This window comes from Mycobacteroides sp. PCS013 (genome assembly GCF_049532645.1).
GTDB lineage: Bacteria > Actinomycetota > Actinomycetes > Mycobacteriales > Mycobacteriaceae > Mycobacterium > Mycobacterium gwanakae.
The window spans coordinates 2,997,758-3,023,044 of record NZ_CP150131.1; the positions used below are offsets into that span (position 1 = coordinate 2,997,758).

General features: G+C 64.2%; 25 protein-coding genes. 9 read left to right on the forward strand and 16 right to left on the reverse strand.

Annotated features, from left to right (window positions below; translation table 11 throughout):
* Nucleotides 1-19 precede the first annotated feature (19 nt).
* The 5 genes from RHO23_RS14990 to RHO23_RS15010 form a co-directional block, all read right to left on the reverse strand.
* Nucleotides 20-574, reverse strand: a complete 555-nt coding sequence (locus tag RHO23_RS14990) for a pentapeptide repeat-containing protein (RefSeq protein WP_064409452.1) — start codon at nucleotides 572-574, stop codon at nucleotides 20-22.
* A gap of 26 nt (nucleotides 575-600) precedes the next feature.
* Nucleotides 601-996: a tautomerase family protein gene (locus RHO23_RS14995; protein ID WP_064410410.1), complete on the reverse strand. Its 396-nt coding sequence runs from the start codon at nucleotides 994-996 to the stop codon at nucleotides 601-603.
* Between the two features lie 71 nt (nucleotides 997-1,067).
* Nucleotides 1,068-1,535 (reverse strand): GNAT family N-acetyltransferase, encoded by a 468-nt coding sequence (locus tag RHO23_RS15000; RefSeq protein ID WP_064409453.1) that lies wholly within the window; start codon nucleotides 1,533-1,535, stop codon nucleotides 1,068-1,070.
* A 111-nt stretch (nucleotides 1,536-1,646) separates the two neighbouring features.
* Nucleotides 1,647-1,997, reverse strand: coding sequence for a VOC family protein (locus tag RHO23_RS15005; protein WP_057965760.1), 351 nt, complete (start codon nucleotides 1,995-1,997; stop codon nucleotides 1,647-1,649).
* Between the two features lie 41 nt (nucleotides 1,998-2,038).
* Nucleotides 2,039-2,944, reverse strand: a complete 906-nt coding sequence (locus RHO23_RS15010) for a helix-turn-helix domain-containing protein (RefSeq protein ID WP_418037389.1) — start codon at nucleotides 2,942-2,944, stop codon at nucleotides 2,039-2,041.
* A gap of 127 nt (nucleotides 2,945-3,071) precedes the next feature.
* Between RHO23_RS15010 and RHO23_RS15015 the strand changes: the two genes are divergently transcribed.
* Nucleotides 3,072-3,308, forward strand: coding sequence for a hypothetical protein (locus tag RHO23_RS15015; protein WP_064409455.1), 237 nt, complete (start codon nucleotides 3,072-3,074; stop codon nucleotides 3,306-3,308).
* Nucleotides 3,309-3,354: 46 nt separating this feature from the next.
* On the forward strand, nucleotides 3,355-3,816 hold the full coding sequence (locus RHO23_RS15020) for a tRNA (cytidine(34)-2'-O)-methyltransferase (protein ID WP_423488031.1): 462 nt from the start codon (nucleotides 3,355-3,357) through the stop codon (nucleotides 3,814-3,816).
* Here the strand turns inward: RHO23_RS15020 and RHO23_RS15025 are convergent.
* Nucleotides 3,813-7,094: an error-prone DNA polymerase gene (locus RHO23_RS15025; RefSeq protein WP_064409457.1), complete on the reverse strand. Its 3,282-nt coding sequence runs from the start codon at nucleotides 7,092-7,094 to the stop codon at nucleotides 3,813-3,815. The genes RHO23_RS15020 and RHO23_RS15025 overlap by 4 nt on opposite strands.
* Nucleotides 7,095-7,245: 151 nt before the next feature.
* On the opposite strand from RHO23_RS15025, the gene RHO23_RS15030 reads away from it, so the two are divergent.
* From RHO23_RS15030 to RHO23_RS15040, 3 genes are all read left to right on the forward strand, one after another.
* Nucleotides 7,246-8,223, forward strand: coding sequence for an alpha/beta hydrolase (locus RHO23_RS15030; protein WP_030096798.1), 978 nt, complete (start codon nucleotides 7,246-7,248; stop codon nucleotides 8,221-8,223).
* A 93-nt stretch (nucleotides 8,224-8,316) separates the two neighbouring features.
* Nucleotides 8,317-8,886 (forward strand): TetR family transcriptional regulator, encoded by a 570-nt coding sequence (locus tag RHO23_RS15035; protein WP_057969774.1) that lies wholly within the window; start codon nucleotides 8,317-8,319, stop codon nucleotides 8,884-8,886.
* A gap of 190 nt (nucleotides 8,887-9,076) precedes the next feature.
* Nucleotides 9,077-10,054 carry an alpha/beta hydrolase gene (locus tag RHO23_RS15040; protein WP_057969775.1) on the forward strand — a complete coding sequence of 326 codons (978 nt, stop codon included), beginning with the start codon at nucleotides 9,077-9,079 and terminating at the stop codon, nucleotides 10,052-10,054.
* Between the two features lie 100 nt (nucleotides 10,055-10,154).
* Here RHO23_RS15040 and RHO23_RS15045 read toward each other — a convergent pair whose 3' ends face one another.
* The 3 genes from RHO23_RS15045 to RHO23_RS15055 are packed head-to-tail and all read right to left on the reverse strand — an operon-like array spanning nucleotide 10,155 to nucleotide 11,272.
* On the reverse strand, nucleotides 10,155-10,280 hold the full coding sequence (locus RHO23_RS15045) for a hypothetical protein (RefSeq protein ID WP_256364540.1): 126 nt from the start codon (nucleotides 10,278-10,280) through the stop codon (nucleotides 10,155-10,157).
* Between the two features lie 12 nt (nucleotides 10,281-10,292).
* Complete coding sequence (locus RHO23_RS15050; protein WP_371258685.1) at nucleotides 10,293-10,814, reverse strand: PH domain-containing protein; 522 nt, start codon at nucleotides 10,812-10,814, stop codon at nucleotides 10,293-10,295.
* Nucleotides 10,815-10,816: 2 nt separating this feature from the next.
* Nucleotides 10,817-11,272 carry a hypothetical protein gene (locus RHO23_RS15055; RefSeq protein WP_057967999.1) on the reverse strand — a complete coding sequence of 152 codons (456 nt, stop codon included), beginning with the start codon at nucleotides 11,270-11,272 and terminating at the stop codon, nucleotides 10,817-10,819.
* Between the two features lie 129 nt (nucleotides 11,273-11,401).
* Here RHO23_RS15055 and RHO23_RS15060 point away from each other — a divergent pair, with 129 nt between their 5' ends.
* Nucleotides 11,402-13,414 (forward strand): SDR family oxidoreductase, encoded by a 2,013-nt coding sequence (locus RHO23_RS15060; protein WP_057968000.1) that lies wholly within the window; start codon nucleotides 11,402-11,404, stop codon nucleotides 13,412-13,414.
* Here RHO23_RS15060 and RHO23_RS15065 read toward each other — a convergent pair.
* Nucleotides 13,392-14,696, reverse strand: a complete 1,305-nt coding sequence (locus RHO23_RS15065; protein ID WP_057968001.1) for a flavin monoamine oxidase family protein — start codon at nucleotides 14,694-14,696, stop codon at nucleotides 13,392-13,394. The genes RHO23_RS15060 and RHO23_RS15065 overlap by 23 nt on opposite strands.
* A gap of 157 nt (nucleotides 14,697-14,853) precedes the next feature.
* Between RHO23_RS15065 and RHO23_RS15070 the strand changes: the two genes are divergently transcribed.
* Nucleotides 14,854-15,885, forward strand: a complete 1,032-nt coding sequence (locus RHO23_RS15070; RefSeq protein WP_418037385.1) for a nucleoside hydrolase — start codon at nucleotides 14,854-14,856, stop codon at nucleotides 15,883-15,885.
* Between the two features lie 14 nt (nucleotides 15,886-15,899).
* On the opposite strand, the gene RHO23_RS15075 is transcribed toward RHO23_RS15070, so the two are convergent.
* The 4 genes from RHO23_RS15075 to RHO23_RS15090 all read right to left on the reverse strand — a co-directional run bounded on the left by RHO23_RS15075 (nucleotide 15,900) and on the right by RHO23_RS15090 (nucleotide 20,311).
* Entirely contained in the window at nucleotides 15,900-17,420 is a 1,521-nt protein-coding gene (locus tag RHO23_RS15075) for a DNA polymerase Y family protein (RefSeq protein WP_371258703.1), read from the reverse strand.
* 70 nt (nucleotides 17,421-17,490) lie between these two features.
* Nucleotides 17,491-18,225 (reverse strand): hypothetical protein, encoded by a 735-nt coding sequence (locus RHO23_RS15080; RefSeq protein WP_057968010.1) that lies wholly within the window; start codon nucleotides 18,223-18,225, stop codon nucleotides 17,491-17,493.
* Between the two features lie 173 nt (nucleotides 18,226-18,398).
* Nucleotides 18,399-19,037, reverse strand: coding sequence for a response regulator (locus RHO23_RS15085; protein ID WP_191985278.1), 639 nt, complete (start codon nucleotides 19,035-19,037; stop codon nucleotides 18,399-18,401).
* A 2-nt stretch (nucleotides 19,038-19,039) separates the two neighbouring features.
* Entirely contained in the window at nucleotides 19,040-20,311 is a 1,272-nt protein-coding gene (locus RHO23_RS15090; RefSeq protein ID WP_225421949.1) for an ATP-binding protein, read from the reverse strand.
* Between the two features lie 92 nt (nucleotides 20,312-20,403).
* Here RHO23_RS15090 and RHO23_RS15095 point away from each other — a divergent pair, with 92 nt between their 5' ends.
* Together RHO23_RS15095 and RHO23_RS15100 are read left to right on the forward strand one after the other, a co-directional pair.
* Nucleotides 20,404-21,546 carry a PspC domain-containing protein gene (locus RHO23_RS15095; protein WP_046254591.1) on the forward strand — a complete coding sequence of 381 codons (1,143 nt, stop codon included), beginning with the start codon at nucleotides 20,404-20,406 and terminating at the stop codon, nucleotides 21,544-21,546.
* Nucleotides 21,539-21,823 carry a hypothetical protein gene (locus tag RHO23_RS15100; protein ID WP_057968003.1) on the forward strand — a complete coding sequence of 95 codons (285 nt, stop codon included), beginning with the start codon at nucleotides 21,539-21,541 and terminating at the stop codon, nucleotides 21,821-21,823. Before RHO23_RS15095 ends, RHO23_RS15100 begins: the two co-directional genes overlap by 8 nt.
* Before the next feature lie 5 nt (nucleotides 21,824-21,828).
* On the opposite strand, the gene guaA is transcribed toward RHO23_RS15100, so the two are convergent.
* Complete coding sequence (guaA, locus tag RHO23_RS15105; RefSeq protein WP_057968004.1) at nucleotides 21,829-23,397, reverse strand: glutamine-hydrolyzing GMP synthase; 1,569 nt, start codon at nucleotides 23,395-23,397, stop codon at nucleotides 21,829-21,831.
* A gap of 45 nt (nucleotides 23,398-23,442) precedes the next feature.
* The gene (locus RHO23_RS15110; RefSeq protein WP_057968005.1) at nucleotides 23,443-25,200 is read right to left on the reverse strand and encodes an FAD-dependent oxidoreductase; all 1,758 of its coding nucleotides are present in this window, start codon (nucleotides 25,198-25,200) and stop codon (nucleotides 23,443-23,445) included.
* Nucleotides 25,201-25,287 lie beyond the last annotated feature (87 nt).

Consider the following 25,287-nt stretch of genomic DNA (forward strand, 5'->3'; position numbering starts at 1 on the left):
TCGAAGAGACGGGGCCGCCTTAGCCGCCGTGCACGTCCAGTCCGTGCCCTGCGGCATATGCGACGGCTTGGGGCAGATCGACTTTCGCGGCCATCAGGGTTGCGGTGGTCCACAACGTCGGGTCAATGCGGGCACCCCGCAGGTCCGCGCCGTCGAGTTTGAGATTCTGCGTGCGGGCACCGGTGAAGTCGGCGCCGTGCAGATTGGCCTTGCGCATATCGGTGCCGACCAGGTTGGCCTCCCGGAAACGGCAGTCCGACAGGTCCATCTCACGCAGATCGAGCCCACCGAGCGAGGACAGCGTGAAGTCGGTCTCGGTGAACTTCGACGGGCGCACCCGGCAGTCGGTGAGCGTGGAGCCCAGCAGACTGCACTGGCGGAACTCCGAATGCCATAGCGATGTGCGACGGAAGGTGCAGTTCCGGAAGGCAGAGCCGATATGCAGCGACTCGGTGAGATTGGCGCCGCTGAAGTCGCACTCGGTGAAAACCACACGCTCGGTGTGCAGTTCACGAAAGTCCTCGTCGTAGAAGGTCTCTCCGGTGATCTCACGGTCAATCCAGTGCTCGGCCATGACTGACATCATGCCGGGCGGGTCCGTCAGACGTTTACGTCGAAACCCAGGTCGACATCGCAGGCCGCCTGACCTCCACGGATTCCCCAATTCTCTGTCGCACTCTCACGCAGCACAATGGTGACGTGATCCGGCGGTATCCCCAGTAAGGAAAGCCGTTTCACAATCTCGGCATAGAGATTTCGTTTCGCCCCTATCGATCGGCCCGCGAAGCAGTCGATGGAAACAAATGTGTACAGCTCCGGCTGGGCCAGGTTTGGCGCGTGCGAAAACCTGTGGGGTTCATGCACGACAAGGCGTACATGCTTATCCCCTTCCGGTATCTGAAAGGCAGCGACCAGCGCGCCATGGACCGCATCGATGATCGCCACCTCTTCAGGCTCGGTGTATCGCCGACGGACCTCGACCACTGAACTGGGCATGCCGTGGATCATCACACGAAGGGACTACACAGCCAACGGATTTCTCGTCCGGGTTGCGCCGACCGCGCGGGCTATCCGTGGATAAGCAGGGTCATGAAAGTACTGTTGGGGTCTTCGATATAGGAGTTGAAGGGGCCGCACTCAACAAACCCGTGCTTTCGGTAAAACGCCCGAGCAGGAGCGAAGAAGCCCATACTGCCGGTCTCCAACGACACTCTGTTCACACCACGGCTCTTAGCGTCGTTGAGGGCATGCAGAAGCAACGTTGAGGCGATGCCCTGGCCCCGTCGCGAAGGGTCGGTCCGCATGCTCTTGAGTTCCTCGTGTTGCGCGGAGATCTGGGCTAGCGCAACGGTTCCGACCAAATCGCGCCCGTCTCGAGCAACCCACAGTCTGACTCCAGAATCCTGCAGACCCACAGCATCTAGAGCGTGCTGACTGTCCGACGGCGCGGTCGGGGCGAGATCGTCCAGGTGGGCCTGCAAGAAGGTCAGGAACGCGACGTCCTGGAAATCTGCCACAGCGATCGAGAGCACCACGATCTGTTCTCCATCAGGTTCGCATATAAGGTGCGGCCCAGAGGACAAAGATGCCGCGAGACCAGGCTACTGACTGCCCTCCAGGGGCGGTCCGCATTACAGTCCTGTCCGCTAGACGAAGCTGCTGGAGGGCTGGTGAAGCCCGAATCGCACGCCCTGGTCGTCTCTGCAGAAGGTGAAGCGTCCGAAGCCTGGTTCTTCCGGCCCGGGATCTTCGGCCTCACCGCCAAGTTCGCGAACAGTCAGGACAGCTGCCTCGATGTCCGGGACACCGAAGAATATGTCGATGCGACGGTCTTCGTCATCGCTGTGCAGCCCGCCGTTTATGCCGCCCGTTTCGAGCCAGGCCTGCCCACCCTCGCCCATCGCGTGCGGAGCCCAGCCCAAGAGTCCCTGGTAGAACTTCTGTGCGCGCACCGCGTCGGGCACTCCGATCTCGAAGAAGGTCGGTTCGCCAGTCATCGTGAATTCCTCTCTGCCGGACGTGCTTGACGGCAGAGACGTTAGGACCGCGATGCACCCTCGTCTTGTACAAATGTTTCGCGAATAGCCGGATCGTGTATGCCGGGCAGTCCTTCGCATCGCAGCGCGGCCAACTCTCCCGGCGAACACCCGGCGAATATCCGGAAATCTCGGTTGAAATGCGCCTGATCGAAGTAGCCGCATGCCAGTGCGATGGAGGCGAGCGATCGATGCCCCGGCGCGGCCAGCAGCGTCATTGCGCGGCCAAAGCGAAGCACACGAGCGGCCGCCTTGGGAGTCAGGCCTATTTGGTGGCGGAAGCGATTCGCCAATCGTGCACGACTCCAACCGGTCTCGGCCACAATCTTGCCGACGGACGCTGTTCTATGGGTTTGGCTCAGCACGCTCCACGCCCAGACCACCTCGGGGTCGGGTTCTGGGCCATTGGCCGCCGCACGCACCAACATCGAATCCAACAGATCGAACCGGTGAGCCCAATCAGGTTCAGCGGCAAGGCGTTCTGTCAGGTGACGCCCCTCGTCGCCGAACAAGTCTTCGAGACTAACCGCGCGATTGCTGATGTCATTCATCGGCAGCCCGGTCAGCCGGTGCATCCCCAGCGGCGTCAACTGCACTTCAAGGCAGTGCTGCCTGCCCGAATGCAAGGTAGCTGTGGGCCCCTGACACGCACCGGCACCGAACGATTGCCACATCCGCGCAGACCGGGTGTCTGCGGCATCGGTAACAAGCAGCGGATCACCGAACTCCACGATGAGCACCGGGTCGACACCGGCGACCTCACGACGGTCCACGGGTTTGTCGGAGCACTCACGAAACTCGGTATATCCGTGCGCAATCCCGGCCAGCGTCGCGTCGGCCGATCGAGTCACCGACTCCCATGCTGCTTCGCCGGAGGTCCCGCACTCGAATATCGCCGGGCTTCCCATGGCTCCATCGTGCCTCAAATCGGCGAGCAGGGATACCGTGTTCCGCGTCGTCTTCCATTAGCCGGATATCTATTACCGCTGAACATGATCTGCTACTCGGAATGCAGCTCACCTAAGGTGTGAAGCAATGAGAACGCCGGACCCCGACTTCTACGTCGCATTGATGGCAGCTATCAGCGGAGGCATCTGCATATTCGCGGAACCGCGCGAAAGCACCCTCCAGAAGTGGCTTTACTGGGCTGTCGCACCGGCAGTCGCCGTCATATGCATATCGCTGGCCCTTAAGAGCGTGCTGGCGGGATTAGGGCTTGGAGTCTTCGTGGTCTCGTTCATGGCCATGGGCTACCTCAGGTACAAGCTCTAGCACCCCGCCAGATTGACCACCGCCGACCTTGCCGCAAGATGATGGGGTGTTCCGCATCATGTTCCACGAGCCCCGGATCGCCCCCAACACCGGGAACGCGATCCGGATGGTGGCGGGCACCGGGTGCGAGCTGCATCTGGTGCAGCCGCTATTCGACCTGTCGGAGGCCAAGGTGCGCCGCGCCGGCCTGGACTATCACGACATGGCGTCGGTAACGGTCCACGAAAGCCTTTCCGCTGCTTGGGAATCGCTACAGCCGCAACGGGTCTACGCCTTCACCGCTCATGCGACCGTCAGCTACACCGACATCGCCTACCAGCCGGGGGATGTACTGCTGTTCGGTCCCGAGCCCACCGGGTTGGACCCCGAAGTGCTGGCCGATCCGCACATCACCGAGAAGGTGCGCATCCCGCTGCTACCCGGCCGCAGATCACTCAACCTGTCCAATGCCGCAGCCATCTCCGCATATGAGGCCTGGCGTCAGCATGGTTTCGAAGGCAGCGTCTAACGGAAGTCCCGCGAGGCGGATCTGATACGCAGGTCCAGTGGTCGCAGCTGATCGGCCACCACGGTGATGGCTCCGCTGGCATTCTGCACCTGGCCACGAATGATCAGCGCCTGCGCGGTCACCGCCAGCTTGCGGTACCTCGCCCACAGCCCCACCGAGCACACCACATTCACCATCCCCGTCTCGTCCTCAAGATTGATGAACGTGACCCCGGCCGCGGTGGCAGGCCGCTGACGATGGGTGACCGCCCCCGCCACCAACACCCGCGACCCGTCCGGCACATCGAAGAGCCCCTTGGCCGGAACGACACCCAGCTCGTCGAGCTGTTTCCTCAGGAACTGGGTGGGATAGGCGTCGGGGGTGACTCCGGTGGCCCATACATCGGCAGCGGCCTGAGTCACCTCTCCCATCGGCGGCAGCACCGGGACCCGGGAGGACACCCCGACTCCGGGTAACCGGTCGGGGCGTTGCGCAGCGGCCGCACCCGCAACCCACAGCGCCTCACGCCGGGACATGCCGAAACAACCCAGCGCCCCTCCAGTGGCCAGCGCCTCGACCTGTGCCGTAGTCAATTGGATGCGACCGGTCAGATCGAGCAGAGAAGCGAACGGGCCATGCGTTTTTCGTTCCTCGACGATGGCGTGAGCCAGGTCGCTTCCGATGTGGCGGACGGCGCCCAGACCGATCCGCACTTCCAGGCCGGCATTCTCCAACGTCGCATAGGACAGGCTGGCATTTACATCGGGACCATGCACGGTGACACCGTGGCGACGAGCATCGGCCACCAAGGACTGCGGCGAATAGAAACCCATGGGCTGTGCACGCAATAGTGCCGCGCAGAATGCGGCCGGATGATGCAGCTTGAACCAAGACGAATAGAACACCAACGAAGCGAAGCTCTGCGCGTGGCTTTCCGGAAAGCCGAAATTGGCGAAGGCATAGAGCTTTTCGTAGATGCGGTCGGCTAGCTCTCCGGTGATGCCATGAAGGTTCCGCATGCCCTCATAGAATCTGCTGCGCAGCCTTTCCATCCGTTCCGGCGACCGCTTGGACCCCATGGCCCGGCGCAGCTGATCGGATTCGGCGGGGCTGAACCCCGCGACATCGACGGCGAGTTGCATCAGCTGTTCCTGAAACAGCGGCACTCCCAGAGTTTTATCCAACGCAGCCGCCATCGAGGGATGGTCATGCTCCCAGTCTTTGTCGATCTTGTTGTATCGCCGGATATATGGGTGTACCGAGCCACCCTGGATGGGTCCCGGCCGGATCAGGGCCACCTCCACCACCAAGTCGTAGAAACACGTGGGCTTCAGGCGGGGCAGCGTGGCCATCTGGGCGCGCGACTCCACCTGGAAGACCCCCACCGAATCGGCGCGGGCCAGCATCTCGTAGACCGCCGCCTCGGAGAGGTCGATATGGGCCAGGTCCACCTCAATGCTCTTGTGTTCGCGGACCAGGTCGATGCAATAGTGCAGCGCAGAGAGCATGCCAAGGCCGAGGAGGTCGAACTTCACCAAACCCACTGCCGCACAATCATCTTTATCCCATTGCAGCACGCTACGGTTCTCCATGCGCGCCCATTCGACGGGCACCACATCGGCCAGCGGGCGATCGCAGATGACCATGCCGCCGGAGTGAATGCCCATGTGCCGGGGAAAATTCTTGATCTGTTGAGCCAGGTCGATCACCTGCGACGGAATGCCGTCAACCTCCGCCGCGTCGGCCAAGCCGCCCCAGTGCCCGAGTTGCTTGCTCCAGGCGTCCTGCTGGCCCTGCGCGAATCCCAGAGCCTTGGCCATGTCCCGCACAGCCATTCGCCCACGATAGGTGATCACATTGGCCACCTGCGCCGCATACTCGCGGCCGTACTTGTTGTAGACGTACTGGATGGCCTGTTCCCGTTCGTCCGATTCGATATCGATGTCGATATCCGGTGGGCCGTCGCGAGCAGGCGACAGGAACCGTTCAAATAACAGACCATTGGCCACCGGGTCGACATTGGTGACCCCGAGCGCGTAGCAGACCGCCGAGTTGGCGGCAGAGCCGCGCCCCTGACACAGGATGTCGCTGCGACGGCAGAACTGGGTGATGTCATGCACCACCAGGAAGTAGCCCGGAAAATTGAGTTGGGCAATGATTTCCAGCTCGCGCTCAATTTGAGCGTAAGCCTTCTGTGCCCCCGCCCGGGGGCCGTATCGACGCGCGGCACCTTCGAGGGCCAGATGCCGCAACCAGCTGTCCTCGGTGTGGCCGGACGGGACGTCGAACGGCGGCAATTGCGGGGCAATGAGTCGCAGATCGAAAGCACACGCCTCCCCCAACTCGGCGGCCGCCGTCACCACCTCCGGGCAATGCGAGAACAGCCGCGCCATCTCATCTCCCGAACGCAGATGCGCACCCCCCACCGGCTCCAACCATCCCGCCGCATCATCGAGGCTCTTACGCGCGCGCACCGCCGCCATCGCCATGGCCAGGCGCCCACTCTCGGGTGTGGCGAAATGCGCTGCGGTGGTGGCGATGACACCGACACCGAATCGCGGAGCCAATGCGGAAAGCTCCGCGTTGTGGTCATCCTCATCCGGGTGGCCATGCCTGCTGATCTCGATGCTGACACGGTCGGCACCGAACCGGCCGACCAGATCGGCCAGTGCCGCCTCAGCCGCAACCGAGCCACCGGAGGCAAGCGCCCGTCGCACATGCCCCTTACGGCACCCGGTCAGGATGTGCCAATGTCCGCCCGCCGCCTCGGTAAGCGCATCAAGATCATAGCGCGGCTTACCCTTTCGGTCTTTTGGCGTTCCTCCCGACAGGTGCGCGGTGGCCATTTGCCGCGACAACCGCCGATACCCCTCCTGGCCGCGCGCCAGCACCAGCAGGTGTACTGAGTCCTCCGTATTGCCCTGCCCGCCAAGAGATAGTTCCGCACCGAACACGGTGGGCAGGCCGAGTTCCTTGGCCGCTTCCGCGAAACGGACAACTCCGTAGAAACCATCGTGGTCGGTGATGGCTAGCGCCTTGAGGCCAAGCCGCGCGGCCTCCTGTGCCATCTCCTCGGGCAGACTGGCACCGTCCAGAAAGCTGAACGCCGAATGCGCGTGCAACTCCGCGTACGACACCGCCGACCGCCCACGCTCACGAGTGGGCGGCTCATACGGCGGGCGCTTTCGGCTCCACGCCGGACCGTCCCCGCCATCCCCCGGAGGCGCATGGCGGTTGGGACGCCCATCAAGCACCCGCTCCATTTCGGCCCACGTCGGGGGACCTTGCGACCAGCCCATTCGAACAGTTTATCGAACATATGTTCTATGGTTCAATCGCTCGCTCGGGTTCCTATTGGCAAAGTAACTAACTAGATATATACATGTATGCTGACAAGGCCCCCGCACCTGGCGCGGCGGGTAAGCACCTAGCGAGAATCTGGAGAAGCGAATGCCACACCACGGCAACTACACGCCCGAGAAGGTCACCTTCCCCTCGCATGGCGAGGACATCGTCGGTGTCGTCCACCGCCCTTCCGGTGACGGCCCCTTCCCTGCGGTGGTCCTGCTGGGCCCGTACTCGTTCGAGAAGGAGCAGGCCCCGATTCACTACGCCACCCGTCTGGCCGACGAGGGCTTCCTGGCGCTGGCTTTCGACCCGCGCACCGTGGGCGAGAGCGGCGGCACCCCGCGCCGCCTCGAGAATCCGAAGATGAAGAACGAGGACGCGGTAGCGGCCATCGACTACCTGCTCACGCGCGATGACGTCGACGCATCGCGCATCTTCGGGGCCGGCGTCTGCCAAGGCGGACCCGAAATGCTCGACATCGCCTCATACGACGACCGGATCAAGGCCGTTGCCTCGGTGACCGGTTACTACCGCGATCGCGAGACCGATCTGTTCATGATCGCCGCGGGTGTCAGCGAGAACCCCTTCGATCCGGCTACCGCACCCACCACCGAACAACTGGAAGCGCTACTGGATGCCCGGCTCGAGCGGGCACGCGATGCCAAGACCCGGTACGAGCAGACCGGCGAAGTCATCTACGCGCCCCTGGTCTCTCCTGATCTGGGCGACCCCGTCGCCGGGTCTGATGCCGGGCTGCCCGGCCCACTGGTGTGGAGCTGGTACGGATCGTGGACGCTCAAGGGCTGGGAGAACCGTTACGCCATCATGAGCGACCTCGACCACTTCGACTACAGCACCGTGCCCGGTGCCGCCAAGCTCGACAAACCCGCATTGGTGATCCACTCCGATACCTGCATGAACCCGGCGGCGGCCCGGCGGCACTTCGAGTCGATCCCCTCCGACGACAAGAAGCTTATCTGGGAGAACGGCACCAACCACTTCCAGTACTACGACCAGCCCGACATCGTCGACCGCACCGTCGGCCACATCGCCGACTGGTTCAACAGCCACCTGGCCTGACGGGGGGCGCACCGGCTGGGTTGGCGGGCATAACCGCTGCCCCAGCCGGTGCGCTGCCGAAATCACGCGGCGGCATGCCTCTAGGCTCTTGGGATGCCGCCCGACGCCTCTGCCACCAAGAAGCGGCTGCTCGATGCCGCGTACGCAGAGTTCGCCGAGCACGGACTGGCCGGTGCCCGTGTCGACCGGATCGGCGCCGCGGCCGGTGCCAACAAACGGCTGCTCTACGTCTACTACACCAACAAGGAAACGCTGTTCGACACCGTCGTCGCGCATTCCATCCAGCGGATGTCCGATGCCGTTCCGTTCACTCCAGAGGACCTACCGGGATACGCGGGCGCATTGTTCGATCACCTCATCAAGCATCCCGAGCATCTGAGACTTGCCACCTGGGCGCAGCTGGAACGGCCTGTCGCCGGCCCAGCCGAAACCGCGGCCTACGCCGCCAAAATCAAAGCAATCGCTGAAACACGCTCTCTTTCAGGGCGTGTACAGCCTGCCGACATCTTGGCCCTCATCCTTGGACTCACGACGGCGTGGTTCGGTGCGTCGCCCGCCCTGCGCGGTCTCGCGGATTCTGAACCATTCTCTCCCCAGCGTCTGACCACCCACCGTGCCGTACTCATCGCGACCGTCGAGGCCCTCATCGACATCGCGGGGTAATGACTGACGCGCGATACGAACGCGGCTTGCTAGCCCTTCGACCGTCCTGCCGACCACGATTCACCTCACCCCGGCTACCAAATCACTTGATGCCGACTACCAGATCGCGCGTAGGTAACTAACTAGATAGTATCAGGAAGCGGGCGATTGCTCGTATCGATCGAGCAAGAGAATTTGGAGGAATGCCACAGTGGCTCAGCACGGCAACTACACAGTAGAAAAGGTCACCTTTCCCTCTCACGGGGAAACCCTGGTGGGCGATTTGTACCGCCCCAAGGGCGACGGCCCGTTTCCCGTAGTGGTGACGCTCGGACCGTACTCGTTCGAGAAGGAGCAAGCCCCCACGCAGTATTCGACCCGGCTAGCCGACGAGGGTTTCGTTTCGCTCGCTTTCGACCCACGTACGGTCGGCGAGTCGGGCGGCGAGCCACGTAGGCTCGAGAACCCGGTGATGAAGAACGAGGACGTGGTCTCGGCTCTCGACTACCTGGTGAACAGATCCGATGTAGACGCATCGCGCGTTTTCGCACTGGGTATTTGCCAGGGCGGTCCCGAACTGCTCGATGTGGCCTCCTACGACGACAGAATCACAGCGGTCGCCTGCGTGACCGGCTACTTCCGTGACGCGGACGCCGACCTGTTTCCCGTCACCGCCGGGATCGCAGCCAACCCGTTCGACGAGGCTTCCCTACCACCACGGGAGCAGCTGGAGACGCTGCTATCGGAGCGTCTACAACGGGCACGTGAAGCCAAGGAGCTCTACGAAACAACCGGGGAAGTCATCTACCAGCCGCTGGTCTCCCCTGATCTCGCCGATCCCACGGTGGGTTCCCGGGCGGGACTGCCTGGCCCGGCAGTGTGGGCGTGGTATGGGCCGTGGACGCTGAAGGGCTTTGAAAACCGCTACGCCATCATGAGCGACCTGGACCACTTCGGATATTCCACCGTTCCCGGCGTCGCGAAGCTCCAGAAGCCCGCGATTGTCTTCCACGGCGACTACTGCTTGAGCCCGATTTCCGCCAAGCGGCACTTTGAGTCGATTGCTACCGCAGACAAGAAGTTGGTCTGGGATAACGACGTGTTCCACTCGGACTACTACGACACACCCGATGTCGTCGACCGCACAGCGGGCGTCGCTGCCGACTGGTTCCGCGACCACGGAGCCTGAATAGTGCTGGACTCCGAATGGAGCCACCGCGAGTCTGAATTTGCAGGGCCGCAAACGAATTCAGGCGTTCCGGCTGCGCGGCAGAAGGCGGGGCGGGCCACTAAGCCCGTCCCGCTCCCCCAGCTCCGATGTCCTGCACCACGAAGGCCCCGTATCCGTTTACCACCACCGACCGCTCACTCTGGATGAATTCCGGCAACGGTTCCTTCAGGCCAGCGATGACCATGCGCTGTCGGACTCATTGGTAGACCGAAGCCTCGTCCACCAGCCCAAACAGCTTCTCGACAACATCATGTGCGGTCGCCGCATCCAGCCCCACGATCCGCAGCTCGCCCTGATCTGCGCGCACCACCACCATCGCCAACCCCAACACACGCGACAGCGGATCTTGCCGCAGTTCCACCGTTCGCACCAGTGCGAACGGGATGACCCAGAAAGACCTGAGCCACAACGTCTTCGATGCGATATACAGCAGATCGTCATCCAGGACACCCCACCGATATGCGCGATAACGCTGCAGTGGGCGAAGCACCACCCACGCCAGCGCACAGCAGATGCACAGCAGCCCCAACACGCCCGCGACATGCTCCAGCAGCGTGCTGGCGTGGGCCGGCGGCGCCGTCACCGACCACACCGCCGCCACGACGACAACCAGCGGACTGCATGCCAATGCGTACTGGATGGCCCAGAGGACGGGAGCCGACCTGCTGGCAACAACTCCCACCGGCATCACGGAAGTCGTAGGGGTCGTGTCGATCACCGCTACTCCCCCACTACCGGAGCGAACCGGCGCATCCATATCTGCCGTATCGCAATGGCCGCAAGCACGAACACCAGCACCGCGGTCGGCGACCAGGCGATCGTAGGATCGAGCCCCCCGAACGCATAGGTGATCAGGCACAACGAAAGGAAGGGTACGACCACCGACACCACGGCCGTCCACCTCCGAACGACGGCCAATTCGGCGATGGCCGCGACCACCACGACACCAAAGGCGATCCATACGACCACGCCCACCAGCTGCACGGCAGCTGGATTGAACGGCACATAGTCGGCGTAGCGGCGTGGCATGCCGTCGGTGAGCGGGGTATAGGCAGTCCACCCGTAATCCCAGCCCCGCAGGTTCAACCCCCTGTTCACCAAGGCGGCTACCACGAACGTCCACCAGGCAGCATTGCCGGTGGTGCGCGCAGCATGGAACACCCGAACGCGTGACATTCCTGGAGTATCCCCCATGGCTAACTCCCCAATGACGAACTTGTCACACATCGTTGACGAAACACCCCGAAACGGCAACGATGACTCCAAACGGGCCGATGAGCGGCCTAACAGTCTCAGGGGTAGCACGTGAAATACATCGTCACCGGCGGCACCGGATTCATTGGACGGCGGATTGTGACCCGAATCCTGGAGACCCAGCGCAATGCGGAAGTCGCCGTTTTGGTGCGGCGCGAGTCCCTGTCACGGTTCGAAAAGCTCGCCGAACAATGGGATGACCGCGTACAGCCGCTGGTGGGTGACCTCACCCAGCCCGATCTCGGCCTGCCCACCGAGGGAGATCCGGTCACCGCCGATCACATCGTGCACTGTGCCGCGATCTATGACATCACCGTGGACGACAAGGCACAGCGCGCCGCGAACGTCGAGGGCACACGGTCGGTCATCGGACTGGCCAAACGCACCGGCGCCACCCTGCACCACATCTCCTCCATCGCGGTCGCGGGAAGTTACCAGGGCGAGTTCACCGAAGAAGACTTCGACGTCAACCAGGACCTGCCGACGCCGTATCACCAGACCAAGTTCGAGGCCGAACTGCTCGTGCGCTCGGAACCCGGTCTGCGCTACCGGATCTACCGGCCCGCCGTCGTTGTCGGCGATTCCAAGACCGGCGAGATGGACAAGATCGACGGTCCGTACTACTTCTTCGGAATTCTGGCCAAGCTCGCGCGCCTGCCCCGGTTCACCCCGATGATGCTGCCCAAGGCGGGACGCTCCAACATCGTTCCGGTCGACTACGTCGTCAATGCGACCGTCGAGCTGATGCACCAGGAGGGCCGCGACGGGCAGGCCTTCCACCTGACCAACCCCGAGGTGACCTACCTGCGGGACATCTACTCCGGCATTGCCCCTGCCGCGGGCCTGCCGCCCGTGCGCGGGTCGCTTCCCCACGCCATCGCCACCCCGTTCCTGAATGCGCGCGGCACGCTCAAGGTCTGGCGCAACATGGTGGTCACCCAACTCGGTATCCCGCCCGAGGTCATCGATATCACCGAGATCATGCCCACCTTCGTCTCCGAATCCACACAGCAAGCCCTGCGCCCCAGTGGAATTACGGTTCCCTCATTCGGCAGCTACGCCGGCAAGCTCTACCAGTACTGGCGCAAGAACCTCGATCCCGAGCGATACCGCCGCGACGATCCCGCCGGGCCATTGGTGGGCCGGCACGTCATCATCACCGGGGCATCCAGCGGTATCGGACGGGCCGCGGCCATCGCCGTCGCCCAGCGCGGCGGCACCGTTTTCGCGGTGGCGCGTGATGCCGAGGCGCTCGACAGCCTGGTCGCGGAGATCCGTGAGGACGGCGGGCAGGCGTATTCGTTCCGCTGCGATCTGACCGACTACTCGGCCGTAGACGACACGGTGAAGAGCATCCTCGGCCAGTTCGGGCATGTGGACTACTTGGTGAACAACGCCGGTCGCTCCATTCGCCGCTCGGCGATAAACACGGTCGATCGGTTCCATGACTACGAGCGGGTCATGGCGATCAACTACTTTGGCGCTGTGCGGCTGGTGCTGGCGCTTCTCCCCCATTGGCGGGAAAGGAAATTCGGCCACGTCGTCAACGTCTCGACGGCCGGTGTGCAGACCCGCAATCCCAAGTACGCGTCGTACATCCCCACCAAGGCGGCACTGGATGCCTTCTCCGATGTGGTCGCGACCGAGACGGTGTCGGATCACATCACTTTCACCAATATCCATATGCCATTGGTGAAGACGCCGATGATTCAGCCTTCTCACAAACTGAATGTGGTGCCGGGACTCACCCCAGAACACGCCGCTGCCATGGTGATTCGCGGTCTCGTCGAAAAGCCGACCCGCATCGATCATCCGATGGGCACCTATGCCGACATCGGCAGGTACATGACACCGAAGTTGACCCGCCGGATCATGCACCAGATGTATCTGGCATATCCCGATTCTCGGGCCGCTCGTGGCCTTGAGCCGGTCGACGAACGCCAGGATGTGTCGACCTCGCGCCGCCGCCCCAGGGCCGCCAAACGTGTTGCGGCCGTGTCAAAGCTGCGCGTTCCAGGCCCCGTGATGAGGGCAGTACGCCTCATTCCCGGAGTGCATTGGTGACCTCCCGGGCCGCCCGGGTGCCCGCCTCGATGGCGCCATCCAGGTAGCCCGGGTGGTCGTGCGCCGTTTCGGTACCCGCCCAATGGATATCGCCCAGGGGCGCCGACGGGAGCGGCAACTGTTCGGTGAAACCGATATCGGGCAAGGCCATGTATCCGCCTCCGGCATGTTCGTCGAGGTGCCAGGACTTCTCGTGCCAGCCTGCCGGTTCGAGAACCTCCGGACCGACGTGCTCGGAGAGTGAGCCGAGCACCGCGCGGCGACGGCCGGCGGTGTCGAGCCCATCAAGTTCACGCGCCTCGGGACCGGCGACAAGCACGCACAGGTGGCCCGGACCGCCCGGAGCGGTGGTATCGAAGACTGCCCGGCCCGGGCCGTCGAGAACCATGAACTCGCCGCCGGATCGCTCTCGCCAGAAAGGCTTCTCGTACACGGCGATCGCCTTGTACACCGACCCCATGTACATGTTCTGCTGCATCTGGACACGCTCGGCCGGAAGCTGCGGGCTGAAGGTGATGCGGGCCGCCGTGGGCGGCGGCGCGGTGACAATGACCTTCGTGGCGTGCACCTGACCCGAGGCTGTGTCGAGGGTGACTCCGTGTTCATTCCGGCTGACCGAAGTAACGCGGTGTCCCAGCTTCACTCGGGGCCCCAGTTCGGCGGCCAGACTTTCCACGAGCGCACCCGCCCCTTCGACGAGTAGGGAGTCCTGCGCGCCGCCCTTGGTCGACAACATGGTCCGCAGACCACCTTGATGCCGGATCATCGAGATCATCGCGGGGATGGGCATCCGGTCCAGGTCCGCCGTCCAGGAGATCAAAGCGATGACCTCAAGTAGCCGCCGGGTGGTGCGGCCGGGCACCTTGCGCAGCCATTCGGCCGCGCTGGTCGCGTGCCAGCGCTTCGGCGTCCTGAGACGCGAGAACACCTCCAGGCCAGTGAGGATGAGCACGCTCGGCAGTAGGGACGGGATCTTCACGCGGCGGGGTCCGTCGATCACCGCGGGCAACGGACCCGTGTGCATGGGGAACTGCGTAAGGCCGAGTTCGGCGGCAAGCCCCATGACGCGGTGGTGATCATGGCCAATCCACTGGCCGCCCAAGTCCAGCCGTGAGCCCAGCACCGTGGTCTCTCCCATGACCCGCCCACCGATACGCTCCGCCGCCTCCAGCACGATCACGTCGACGCCCTGCCGGTGCAGTGCGCGGGCAGCCGTCAGACCCGACAGCCCGGCACCCACGACCGCCACAGTGGTCGTCTGCGGTAACTCGTCCTGATGCATCCCACACTCCTTCCTGACCGACCGCCCGGCAATAGACCGGACGCCCTGAAAGCAATACTAGCCGCAGATTCAGTCAGTCGTATGACTTTGATGATTACCGGTGCTCTACCGCTTGTCGCATCCGTACACGGAGCTAACTGACGGTAGGTTGACGTCCATGGTTCCCGTTTTTGCCGACGTTGATACCGGAGTCGATGACGCACTGGGATTGATCTTTCTCCTCGCTAGCGAGGATGTAGAGATTGTCGGCATCGCCTCTACTGCGGGCAATGTCTCGGTGGACCATGTTTGCGCGAACAACCTGGGCCTGCTGGAGCTATGCAAGGCCCCGCAGATCCCGGTGTCCAGGGGTGTCGCCGAGCCGTTGAGCGCGGCACTGCGCACCGCCGAAGACACCCACGGACCCACCGGCCTTGGGTATGCCGCACTGCCGGATTCCACCCGCACACTCACCGATTACGACGCGGCCGAGGCCTGGGTGCGGGCGGCACGCGCACACCCCGGTGAGCTGGTGGGCCTGGCGACCGGCCCGCTCACCAACCTGGCGCTGGCCCTGCGCACCGAACCCGAGTTGCCCAAACTCCTCAAACGGCTCGTGATCATGGGCGGCTCCTTCGACTACCCGGGCAACACCACACCGGTGGCGGAATGGAATGTCGTAGTCGACCCGGGTGCGACGGCAGAGGTGTACGCCGCCTGGGGAGCAGCTGGCGTACAAGAACTTCCGATCGTGTGCGGCCTGAATCTCACCGAGACCATCGCCATGACACCGGAACATCTGATCAGACTGGCCGAGGCCGCGGGCGCCACCACCACCCCCCTATCGGTGCTCGATCTTCCATCCAGCCGTTCGTCGGCGAACAACTCGCTGCTGCGGTTCATCGAAGATGCCGTGCGTTTCTATTTCGAGTTCCACATGAAGCAAGACGAAGGCTTCTTGGCGCACATGCACGATCCGTTCGCCGCCGCAGTCGCGCTGGAGCCATCGCTGGTCCAAACCCGCTCCGCTACTGTCGATGTCGAGCTGACCGGTGATCTGACCCGCGCCATGACCATCGCGGACTGGAAGGGTCAGTGGGGCCAGAAACCCAACGCGCAGATCGCGGTGGAGACCAATCCCGAGGTGTTCTTCGAGCGATTCATCGAACGAGTCAGCGTCTTCGCGCGAAGGTTTGACGGCGCGCGCTAATTCCGGCGAGGCCGTCATTCATAAACGCCCTCCACATACCACCGCTGCCGCCGAAAATGCAGGAGCAGCGCCTGACCACCGCCCTTGCCTTCCAGCAGCACTTGGGCCCGAGCGGCCACCGATGCCCGGGTAGGAGTCGGTTCCCGTTCCTCCCACCATCGCTCATCGATCGGCCATGGCCCTGCCCACCAACTCAACTCCCAACGGCCATCACCCCGCCGGACCCTGGCCGGTTCCCCCGAGAACATTCCCCGCCCGGTCACCGTCACCGGTGCTCCATCGACATCCAACAGCTCCACCGGTTCGCCATCCTCACCGAGCAGCACCGCAGGAGCCGGATCGGGCAGCCTCCCGGGCCACGGCGCATCAGGATCGGCCCGCGGGCGCAACTCATCCCCTAAGGGCACCAAAGTAATTCGTTCGGCTGGGCCCCGCCCACCGCTGACCACTCCCACCTGTACCGACTCCTCTCCCAACAGATCCTGAACTCGTGTCAATGCGCGGCGGGCCCGCTGGCGCTCCTCGGCGCCCACCGCTCCCCACAACGTCAACTGCAGCGCTTCGGCGGCCACCACTTCGACCGGCTCCAACCGCAACATCGCCACCGGCCCGTCCAGAGACCGGCGCCGGGCAAGCCAGCCGTCAAGCTGCCAGCGGACCCGGTCGGCCGTCGCCTCCTCGGTGAGCGGCTCGGCACACCGCCACACCCGCGACAGCTCCTGGCCGTCCACCGTCACCGCGTGAATGGCCAACCGGGAGCAGGCAACTCCTGCCGAGGACAGCACCTCGTGCAGGCTCATCGCCAGCGTGCGTCCCGCAAAAGCCGCCGCATCCACCCGGTCGATCGGCGGATCGCATGGCAGCGCGACTCCCAGCTCCGCCGGGACCGCATGCCCCGAGGGAGGGCGCTGCGGTTCGGCTCGCGCATGGCGGTGCGCCTGTACCGCGTCATCGTCGAACCGTGAGGCGACATCGGACCGCGCTAGTTCCGCGAAGGCACCCATGGTGCGTATTCCCATGCGCCACAGCAGATCAACCAAGTCTTCACGCTGCGGATGGCACAGGCTGGGTTCGGCGGCCATCTCTTTGATCGACAAGGACGCCAGGAACTCCGCATCCCCACCGGGCGGTACCAGTGCCGCATGCCGCGCGGCGTACACCGCCGTGGACATCTGATCGGCGATGCCCACCTGACATTCGGCCCCGGCCACCGACACCGCATCGGCCAGCCGCTCGGCCGCGGTCTGCTCGCTGCCGAAGTACCGGGCCGCACCGGCCACCGGAAGCGCCATCAGCCCCGGGCGCAAAATCTCGGCCCCCGGCACCAGGTCATCCACCGCGGCGATCATCGGCTCGAAAAACCGCGCATCGCGATCGACATCGGCCACCGCGATATGCAGCTGTGGACAACGGGCCTGGGACTCGCGGCGGCGCATACCCCGGCGGACTCCCAGCGCCCGCGCGGCGGCCGTGCACGCGGTGACCCTGTTGGCCAGGGTCACCGCCACGGGCCGGGTGGCAGGAAGGTCGGCCATCGCCGCGGCGGCCACCGCCGGCCAATCCGGGCACCAAATCGCCAGCACCCGTGGAGCTTTACGCTGTCGTTTAGGCGGACCTGATCGAGCCACGGCTGCCACACACCTCCCCGGCAGCTCTTGAGCTGGACGTCGCCGCCCCGGCGGCTCTGGGCGCCCTGCGCCCTGTTGCCCGGACCGTCGTCCGCACGCCACGAATTCGGCCCAGGCCACAGGCGGACACCCCGTCATAGCCGGTCACCCGGGCCTGCAACCGCACCGCGGCGCCCTCCCAGTCCCCATCGGCAACCAACAGCGTGCATCCGTTGCTGTGCGCCCGGGCCACCATCGCGCGCGCCGACGTCGAGGTCACCTTTCGTCCCCCCAGACCCAGCACCACCAGATCCATCCCGTCCATAAGCACCGAGGCCACCTCCACCGCACTCAGACCCGGGCGAGGAATCAACGCCAGACGGCTCAGGTCCGCTCCCTTTTCCACCGCCGCCAGCACACTCACCTCCGGCATACCCACAATCGCGGCGTACCCGCCCGCCGCGGTCACCGAAGCCACCACATCCAAGGGCAACGACCGGGCCCCGCTGGCCACCGCGACCGTGCCGCGCCGCAACACGTGCCCTATCGAGCTGGCCAGCGCATCGGATACCGGCAGCAAAGATTGAGCATCCGGTAACGCCTCGTGAAACCGCCCCGCCGATGACCTGTCTCCGCCAACCTTTCCCGATATCGCAGCCATCTGCTGCCGGAGCTTTTGTAGCTGGTCAGCACGGTTCACCAGCATCTCGTCGGCGGCCGTCACTGCCGTCACAACCGCACCTCCAGACACACTCGACTAGAACACATGTTCGATGACTGGAGTAAACACCTCGCCACCGACAACCGTCAAGGCAGGAGGTAGGAACTGGGCCGCTCTGCCGACACGCCGTGTCGTGGCGGATTCGTATCGCACATACCCGCCATGAGGCGCGGTGTCGACGAGACCTAGTCGAGCTGGCGGGTGTGCGCCCAGCGGGTCAACGCGTTGCGATTGGACTGCTGGGTCTTACGCAGCACATTAGAGGCGTGCGTCTCCACCGTCTTGACCGAGATCACCAGATCCTCGGCAATCTCCCGGTAGGTGTATCCGCGGGCAAGGAGCCGCAGCACCTCAAGCTCGCGTGGGGTCAACGAATCCAGCTCCGGATCCAGTGCCGGCTCCGGGGTATTCGACCGCCCGGTGAACGAATCGAGCACGAATCCGGCAAGCCGCGGGCTGAACACCGCATCCCCACCGGCCACCCGGCGCACAGCCTCGGCGAGTTCACTTCCCGAAATCGTCTTGGTGACATAGCCTCTGGCTCCCGCACGAATCACCGCGATGACATCCTCAGCGGCATCCGACACACTGAGCGCAAGAAAGACCGGTCCCGAGCCGCCGACTCCGTTGATGACGGCGACCCCTCCACCGGAGGGCATGTGCACATCGAGCAACACCACATCCGGTGCACTGGATCGTATTCCGGCGACCGCCTCGACAACCGAACCGGCCTCGCCCACGATCTCGATATCCGATTCACCGGCCAGCTCCGCCCGCACCCCGGACCGGAACACCCCGTGATCGTCGACCAGGAATACCCGCAGCATCACTCTTCTTTCTCGTCGACGTCGTAGAGCTTGTACGGCATGGTAATTCGCACCTCGGTGCCCTTGCCGATCTCCGACTTGATCTGCACCTGCCCACCCCGGCGCATCACCCTGGCTTTGATGGAGCGCACGATGCCCTGCCGATCCTGTGGCACCGCCTCCAGATCAAACCCCTTGCCCCGATCCCTGACGAACACACTGATCTGGCCGGGTTCCACCTCGGCATACAGGTTGATATCCGATTGCCCGGAATGTTTGGCAGCATTGACGAGTGCCTCGCGGGTTGCCCCGATCAGCGCTCGTCTGGTCTCGGGTTCCAGAGATAGGTCGGCATCACCGACGATCACCGAATTGACCACCACGGTATGCGCATCCTCCACCTCTCCGGCCACGGTACGTAGCTCCTGCGCCAGAGACGAGTCCGAGGACACCCCCGCGGAGAACAACCAGCTGCGCAGTTCGCGTTCCTGGCTGCGAGCCAGCCGTAGCACCTCGCTGGGGTTATCTGTCCGCTTCTGGATCAGCGCCAGCGTCTGCAGCACCGAATCGTGGAGATGCGAGGCGATCTCTTCACGCTCTTCGGTACGGATGCGCGCGGCACGCTCGGCACCGAGGGCACGCCACAACCGCAACCACAAGGGCACCGTCAGCAGCATTGCGCCCACCAGGGTGGCCGCGATCGCCACCAACGAGTCACGCAGCGAGGACAGATCCACATTGCGCAAGACCACCACGGCGATCCCGCCGAAGACCAGTGCGGCACCGGCAATCACCCGGACCAAGGTCAGTAGCGACGATTTGCCCGACTCCCCCAGCACGGCCGAACTCGGCCCCTGCGAATCGAATTCGCGCCACACCACGGCGAGCCCGACCAGTGCCAGCACGATGGGGAAAACCAGTGCCGCCGTCGAACCACTGACCGTCGACATCAAGATGATCAGCGCGGCAAGACTCAACAGCAATAGCCCCGTCGCCCGCCTGCGGTCCGTTGCGCTGACAGCGGCAACGTCGTCGCCCGGCGGCATCAGCAGCCACAGCAGCCCGTACGCCGCGATGCCCATTCCGCTGGCCGCGCCAAGCACTGCGAAGGCCAACCGCACCCGAAACACCGGAACGTCGAGATGATCGGCGAGCCCCCCGGCGACCCCGGCGATTACCCGGCCACCGGTACGCCGACGCAAGGGCGGGGCGGCAGTCAGCCGATTCCCGCTGGCGAAGGCATTCCGAAACGTGGGACTCACCTCTGCGATACTGCCATGGCAAAGCTCCATAGGGCATCGGGCTTATCCCTGAACCCCCGCCTTGCAAAGATCAGGGTGAATCCTGATGGCGGACATGCCCGCGACTGGGCAACATAGCTGTCATGGACACGGATACCACCACCAAACGGACGCCGTCCTCCACGCTCGGAGACATGTGGCGCACCCGGCCGTTGCGGCTGCCCGGGCACGGCAAGCTGGCGGGTGTTGCCGCGGGAATCGGCTACCGGTACAACGTGGACCCGCTGCTGGTGCGCGTAATCTTCGTGGTCACAACAATTTTCGGCGGGGCAGGCGCCATCATGTATGTGGCGTGCTGGCTGCTGATGCCCACCGCCCGCTACACCACTCCGTACCACGAGTCCAAGGTGAAGATGGTCTTCTGGATCATCGTCCTGCTGCTTGTCGGGGGACCCTTCATCGACCCCGACCGCGATCCCTGGGGATTCGTCAGTGCCGTTGTCCTGCTCGGGGGCTGGTATCTGCTCTATCAGCGCCAGACCGAAACCCCACCACCTCCGGCGAGTTCGACGACGCAGCCCGGCCCGGCCGAAGATGGCGAACCGAACAGCCATACCGCGGCCACCAGCCCTCTCTTACCGCCTCCCCCACCCAACTGGGATCCACTGCGGGCGGCCCCTTTCGCCTGGGATCTACCCGATCCGGCTCCCCTGCCGGCGCCTCCGGCCAAGCCCAAGTCGCCCGTACCCAAGGTAACCATCGGCGCGGCACTCATCGTCAGTGCTCTGCTCGTGGCCATCGGACTGCTGGGCGCCAACTGGGTGACACCCGTCGTGGTCGCGGCAGCGGCACTGGTCGTCCTCGGGGTCGGCTTACTGGTGGGCGCATGGCTTCGCAGCGGCTACTCACTGCTCTTTCTGGCGATACCGCTGGCCGGGTTCGTCGTCGTAGCATCCTCGATCGGTCCGCTCGAGGTGTCACTCAACGTCGGCGACCAAAATTACCGTGTTACAGAGGCTTCCGATATCGAGGAGTACTACGAGGTCGGCGTCGGCACGATCACCCTTGACCTCACGCAGGTCACGCTCACCAACGATAAAACGGTCTACCTCGACGTCGGGATGGGCGATATCCAGGTGCTCGTTCCCCCTTCGATGAATGTACGCACCTCGTGCGAGGTGGGCATGGGCAGCTTCGATTGCCTGCCCTCACCCAAGGGTGTCGGCCCCGTCCTGACAATCAACGCAACGGCAAATGTAGGAAGCATTGAGGTGCAACGTGTCTGAGAACATCGACGAACCAACGACCGGCACCGACAATGAGCTCACCGCGGAAAATCCCGTGGAGCCGACACCGGAGGCCGACACCGACGAGAAGGGCAGACCATCCATCTTGCTAGCACTGTCCGGGCTGGTCGCCCTGCTCGTCGGAGGCTGGGCTTTGACCGGCCAAGACTTCGGAGCGCTAGTGCACAGCAATCTGCTCGGCTGGATCGCGATTGCCGTGGCGATCGCCATCGGCGTTGCGCTGGTGGCGGTTCCAACCCGCCGTAACCGAACCTAGGTAGCTCACTCCCATTCAATGGTGCCGGGCGGCTTGCTGGTGATATCCAGCACTACCCGGTTCACCTCGGGAACCTCGTTGGTGATTCGCGTCGAGATCCGTTCCAGCACCTCATAAGGCAGGCGGGTCCAGTCAGCGGTCATCGCGTCCTCACTGGACACCGGCCGCAATACGATCGGGTGCCCATAGGTGCGTCCGTCGCCCTGCACCCCAACCGAGCGCACATCGGCCAACAGCACCACCGGGCACTGCCAGATGTTGCGGTCCTGACCGGCGGCGGTAAGTTCCTCGCGCGCAATGGCATCGGCACGGCGCAGGGTATCCAACCGATCGGAGGTAACCTCACCGACGATCCTGATGGCCAGCCCCGGCCCCGGGAATGGTTGGCGGCCAACGATTTCCTCGGGCAGACCCAGTTCACGGCCTACCGCGCGGACCTCGTCCTTGAACAGCAGCCGCAGCGGCTCCACCAGGGTGAAGGTCAGATCTTCGGGGAGCCCGCCCACATTGTGGTGGCTCTTGATGTTGGCAGTGCCACTGCCGCCCCCGGATTCGACGACATCGGGGTACAGCGTGCCCTGCACCAGGAACTCGATGCCATCCTCCGAGTTACCGATCGCATCGGAGACGGCGCCCTCGAACGCCCGGATGAATTCACGGCCGATGATCTTGCGCTTGGTCTCCGGGTCACTGACACCGGCAAGCTCACCCAGGAACTTTTCCGCGACATCGACAGTCACCAGCTTGGCGCCCGTAGCCGCCACGAAGTCGTGCTCCACCTGCGCCCGCTCACCGCTGCGCAGCAGCCCATGGTCAACGAACACACAGGTCAGGCGGTCGCCGATGGCGCGTTGCACCAGAGCCGCCGCCACCGCTGAGTCCACCCCGCCGGACAGCCCGCACAGCGCACGCCCGTCTCCGATCTGCGCGCGCACCTGCTCGACCAGCGATTCGGCGATATTGGCTGCCGTCCATGCCGATTCGATGCCCGCGAACTCATGCAGAAAGCGGCTGAGCACCTGCTGTCCGTGCGGCGAATGCAGCACCTCTGGGTGGTACTGCACCCCGGCCAGACGCCGTGCCCGATCCTCGAACGCCGCCACGGGAGCACCTTCGCTGCTGGCGACCACGGTAAAACCTTGGGGTGCTTCGGTTACCGCATCGCCGTGGCTCATCCACACGGGCTGAAGGCCGGGCAGGCCCTCATGCAGGTCTCCGCCCACGACCTTCAGCTCGGTGCGGCCGTACTCGCTGGTGCCGGTGTGTGCGACGGTTCCGCCGAGCACCTGCGCCATGGCCTGAAAGCCGTAGCAGATACCGAAAACCGGAACATCCAAGTCGAATACGGCGGGGTCGAGTTGAGGTGCACCCTCTTCGTAGACGCTCGATGGACCACCGGACAGCACGATGGCCCGAGGGTTGCGTTCCTTGATCTCATCGATGCTCGCCGAGTGCGGGATCACCTCGGAGAACACCCGCGCCTCACGCACGCGCCGCGCGATCAGCTGCGCGTACTGTGCCCCGAAGTCAATGACCAGAACCGGTCGGTCGCCATGCTGCTCCGTTTGCGCCACCGGCTTAGCTTAGTGGCGCTGGGGCTACTTCCCGCTTGCGGGGGACTAGCTGACCGACCGCACCGGTTCGATCGGCAGACTCCGCAATGCACCGGGCGCACCTGCCGGGACGACGGGGTGCGACGGGGGAACCGCCGCCATCCGCTGATACGGCAGACCCTGCTCCGGCCGCAGATCCGTCTCGCCCTTATTGGGCCACAACGACGCCGCTCTCTCGGCCTGTGCGGTGATGCTCAGCGATGGGTTGACGCCCAGGTTGGCCGAGATGGCCGCACCGTCCACGACGTACATGGTCGGGTAGCCGTACACGCGGTGATACGGATCGATGACACCGTCCTCCGGGCTCGTTCCGATCACGGCCCCGCCCAGGAAGTGCGCGGTCAGCGGAATGTTGAACAGCTCGCCCCAGGTGCCACCGGCCACACCGTCGATCTTGGCAGCCAGTCGCCTGGTGGCCTCGTTGCCCGCGGGAATCCAGGTGGGGTTGGGCTCGCCGTGGCCCTGCTTGCTGTCAAGCCGCCGCCAGAACAGCGTCTTCTTGGTGAAGGTGGTGATCGAGTTGTCCAGGTGCTGCATGACGAGGGCGATCACGGTGCGCTCGCTCCACTGCGTCACGTTGAGCATGCGCAAGGTGCCCCTCGGATCGGCACGGGCGGCCTCGATGAGCTGACGCCACCGCGATTTCTCCCCGTCTCCGTCGGTCATCAGGGTCTGCAATAGACCCATCGCGTTGGAACCCTTGCCGTAGCGCACCGGCTCGATATGCGTGTCGCTGGTCGGATGGAACGAGGACGTGATGGCCACTCCGTGGGTGAGGTCCAAATCGTCCTTGTACTCCAATCGGCCTGCACCGACGATGGATTCGGAGTTGGTCCGGGTCAGCACGCCCAGGCGCTGTGACAGCCGGGGCAGCAGACCCTTGTCCTTCATCTTGAACAGCAGGTTCTGGGTGCCCCAGGTACCGGCCGCCAGCACCACGTACTTGGCCGTGTAGGTCTTGCGCCGCTTGCGCACCCAGCGACCGGTGGTCTTGGTGGCGACTCGCCATATCCCGTCGGCGCCCTCCTCGACAGCCGTGACGGTGGTAAGCGGAATGACCTGGGCACCAGAAGATTCGGCCAGTCCCAGATAGTTCTTGACGAGGGTGTTCTTGGCGCCGACCCGGCAACCGGTCATGCAGGAACCGCACTCGGTGCAGCCCACGCGGTCGGGTCCGGCGCCGCCGAAGTAGGGATCGGCCACCTTGATTCCGGGCGCCTTGGCGCCCTCGGGCCCGAAGTACACACCCACCGGGGTGGCGACGAAGGTGTCGCCGGCGCCCATGTCGTCGGCGACTTCCTTGATGAGCCGGTCCGCGTCGGTGAAGGTGGGGTTCTTCACCACCCCGAGCATCCGCTGCGCCTGCTCGTAGTGCGGCGAGAGTTCGGAACGCCAGTCGGTGATGCCCCGCCACTGCGGATCGTTGAAGAACGGCTCCGGCGGCACATACAGGGTGTTGGCGTAGTTCAGCGAACCACCGCCCACCCCGGCACCCGCCAGGATCATGCAGTTGCTCAGCAGGTGAATCCGCTGAATCCCGAAGCACTTGAACATCGGCGCCCACAGGAACTTGCGCAGATTCCACGACGTCTCGGCGAACTCCTCGTCCGCGAACCGGCGGCCGGCCTCCAGGACGCCCACGCGGTAACCCTTTTCGGTCAATCGCATGGCGGTGACGCTCCCGCCGAATCCGGATCCGACAATGAGGACGTCAAAGTCGGTATCTGCTTCAGCTTTCACAGGGACTGCTGCCGGTGATGACATCGTTGGCTACCTCCGCATGGTCACGTTACTGCCCAGTATGGAATACAACGAGGGGGGTAATGTAAATTAGGTCACCCTAAGTAGACA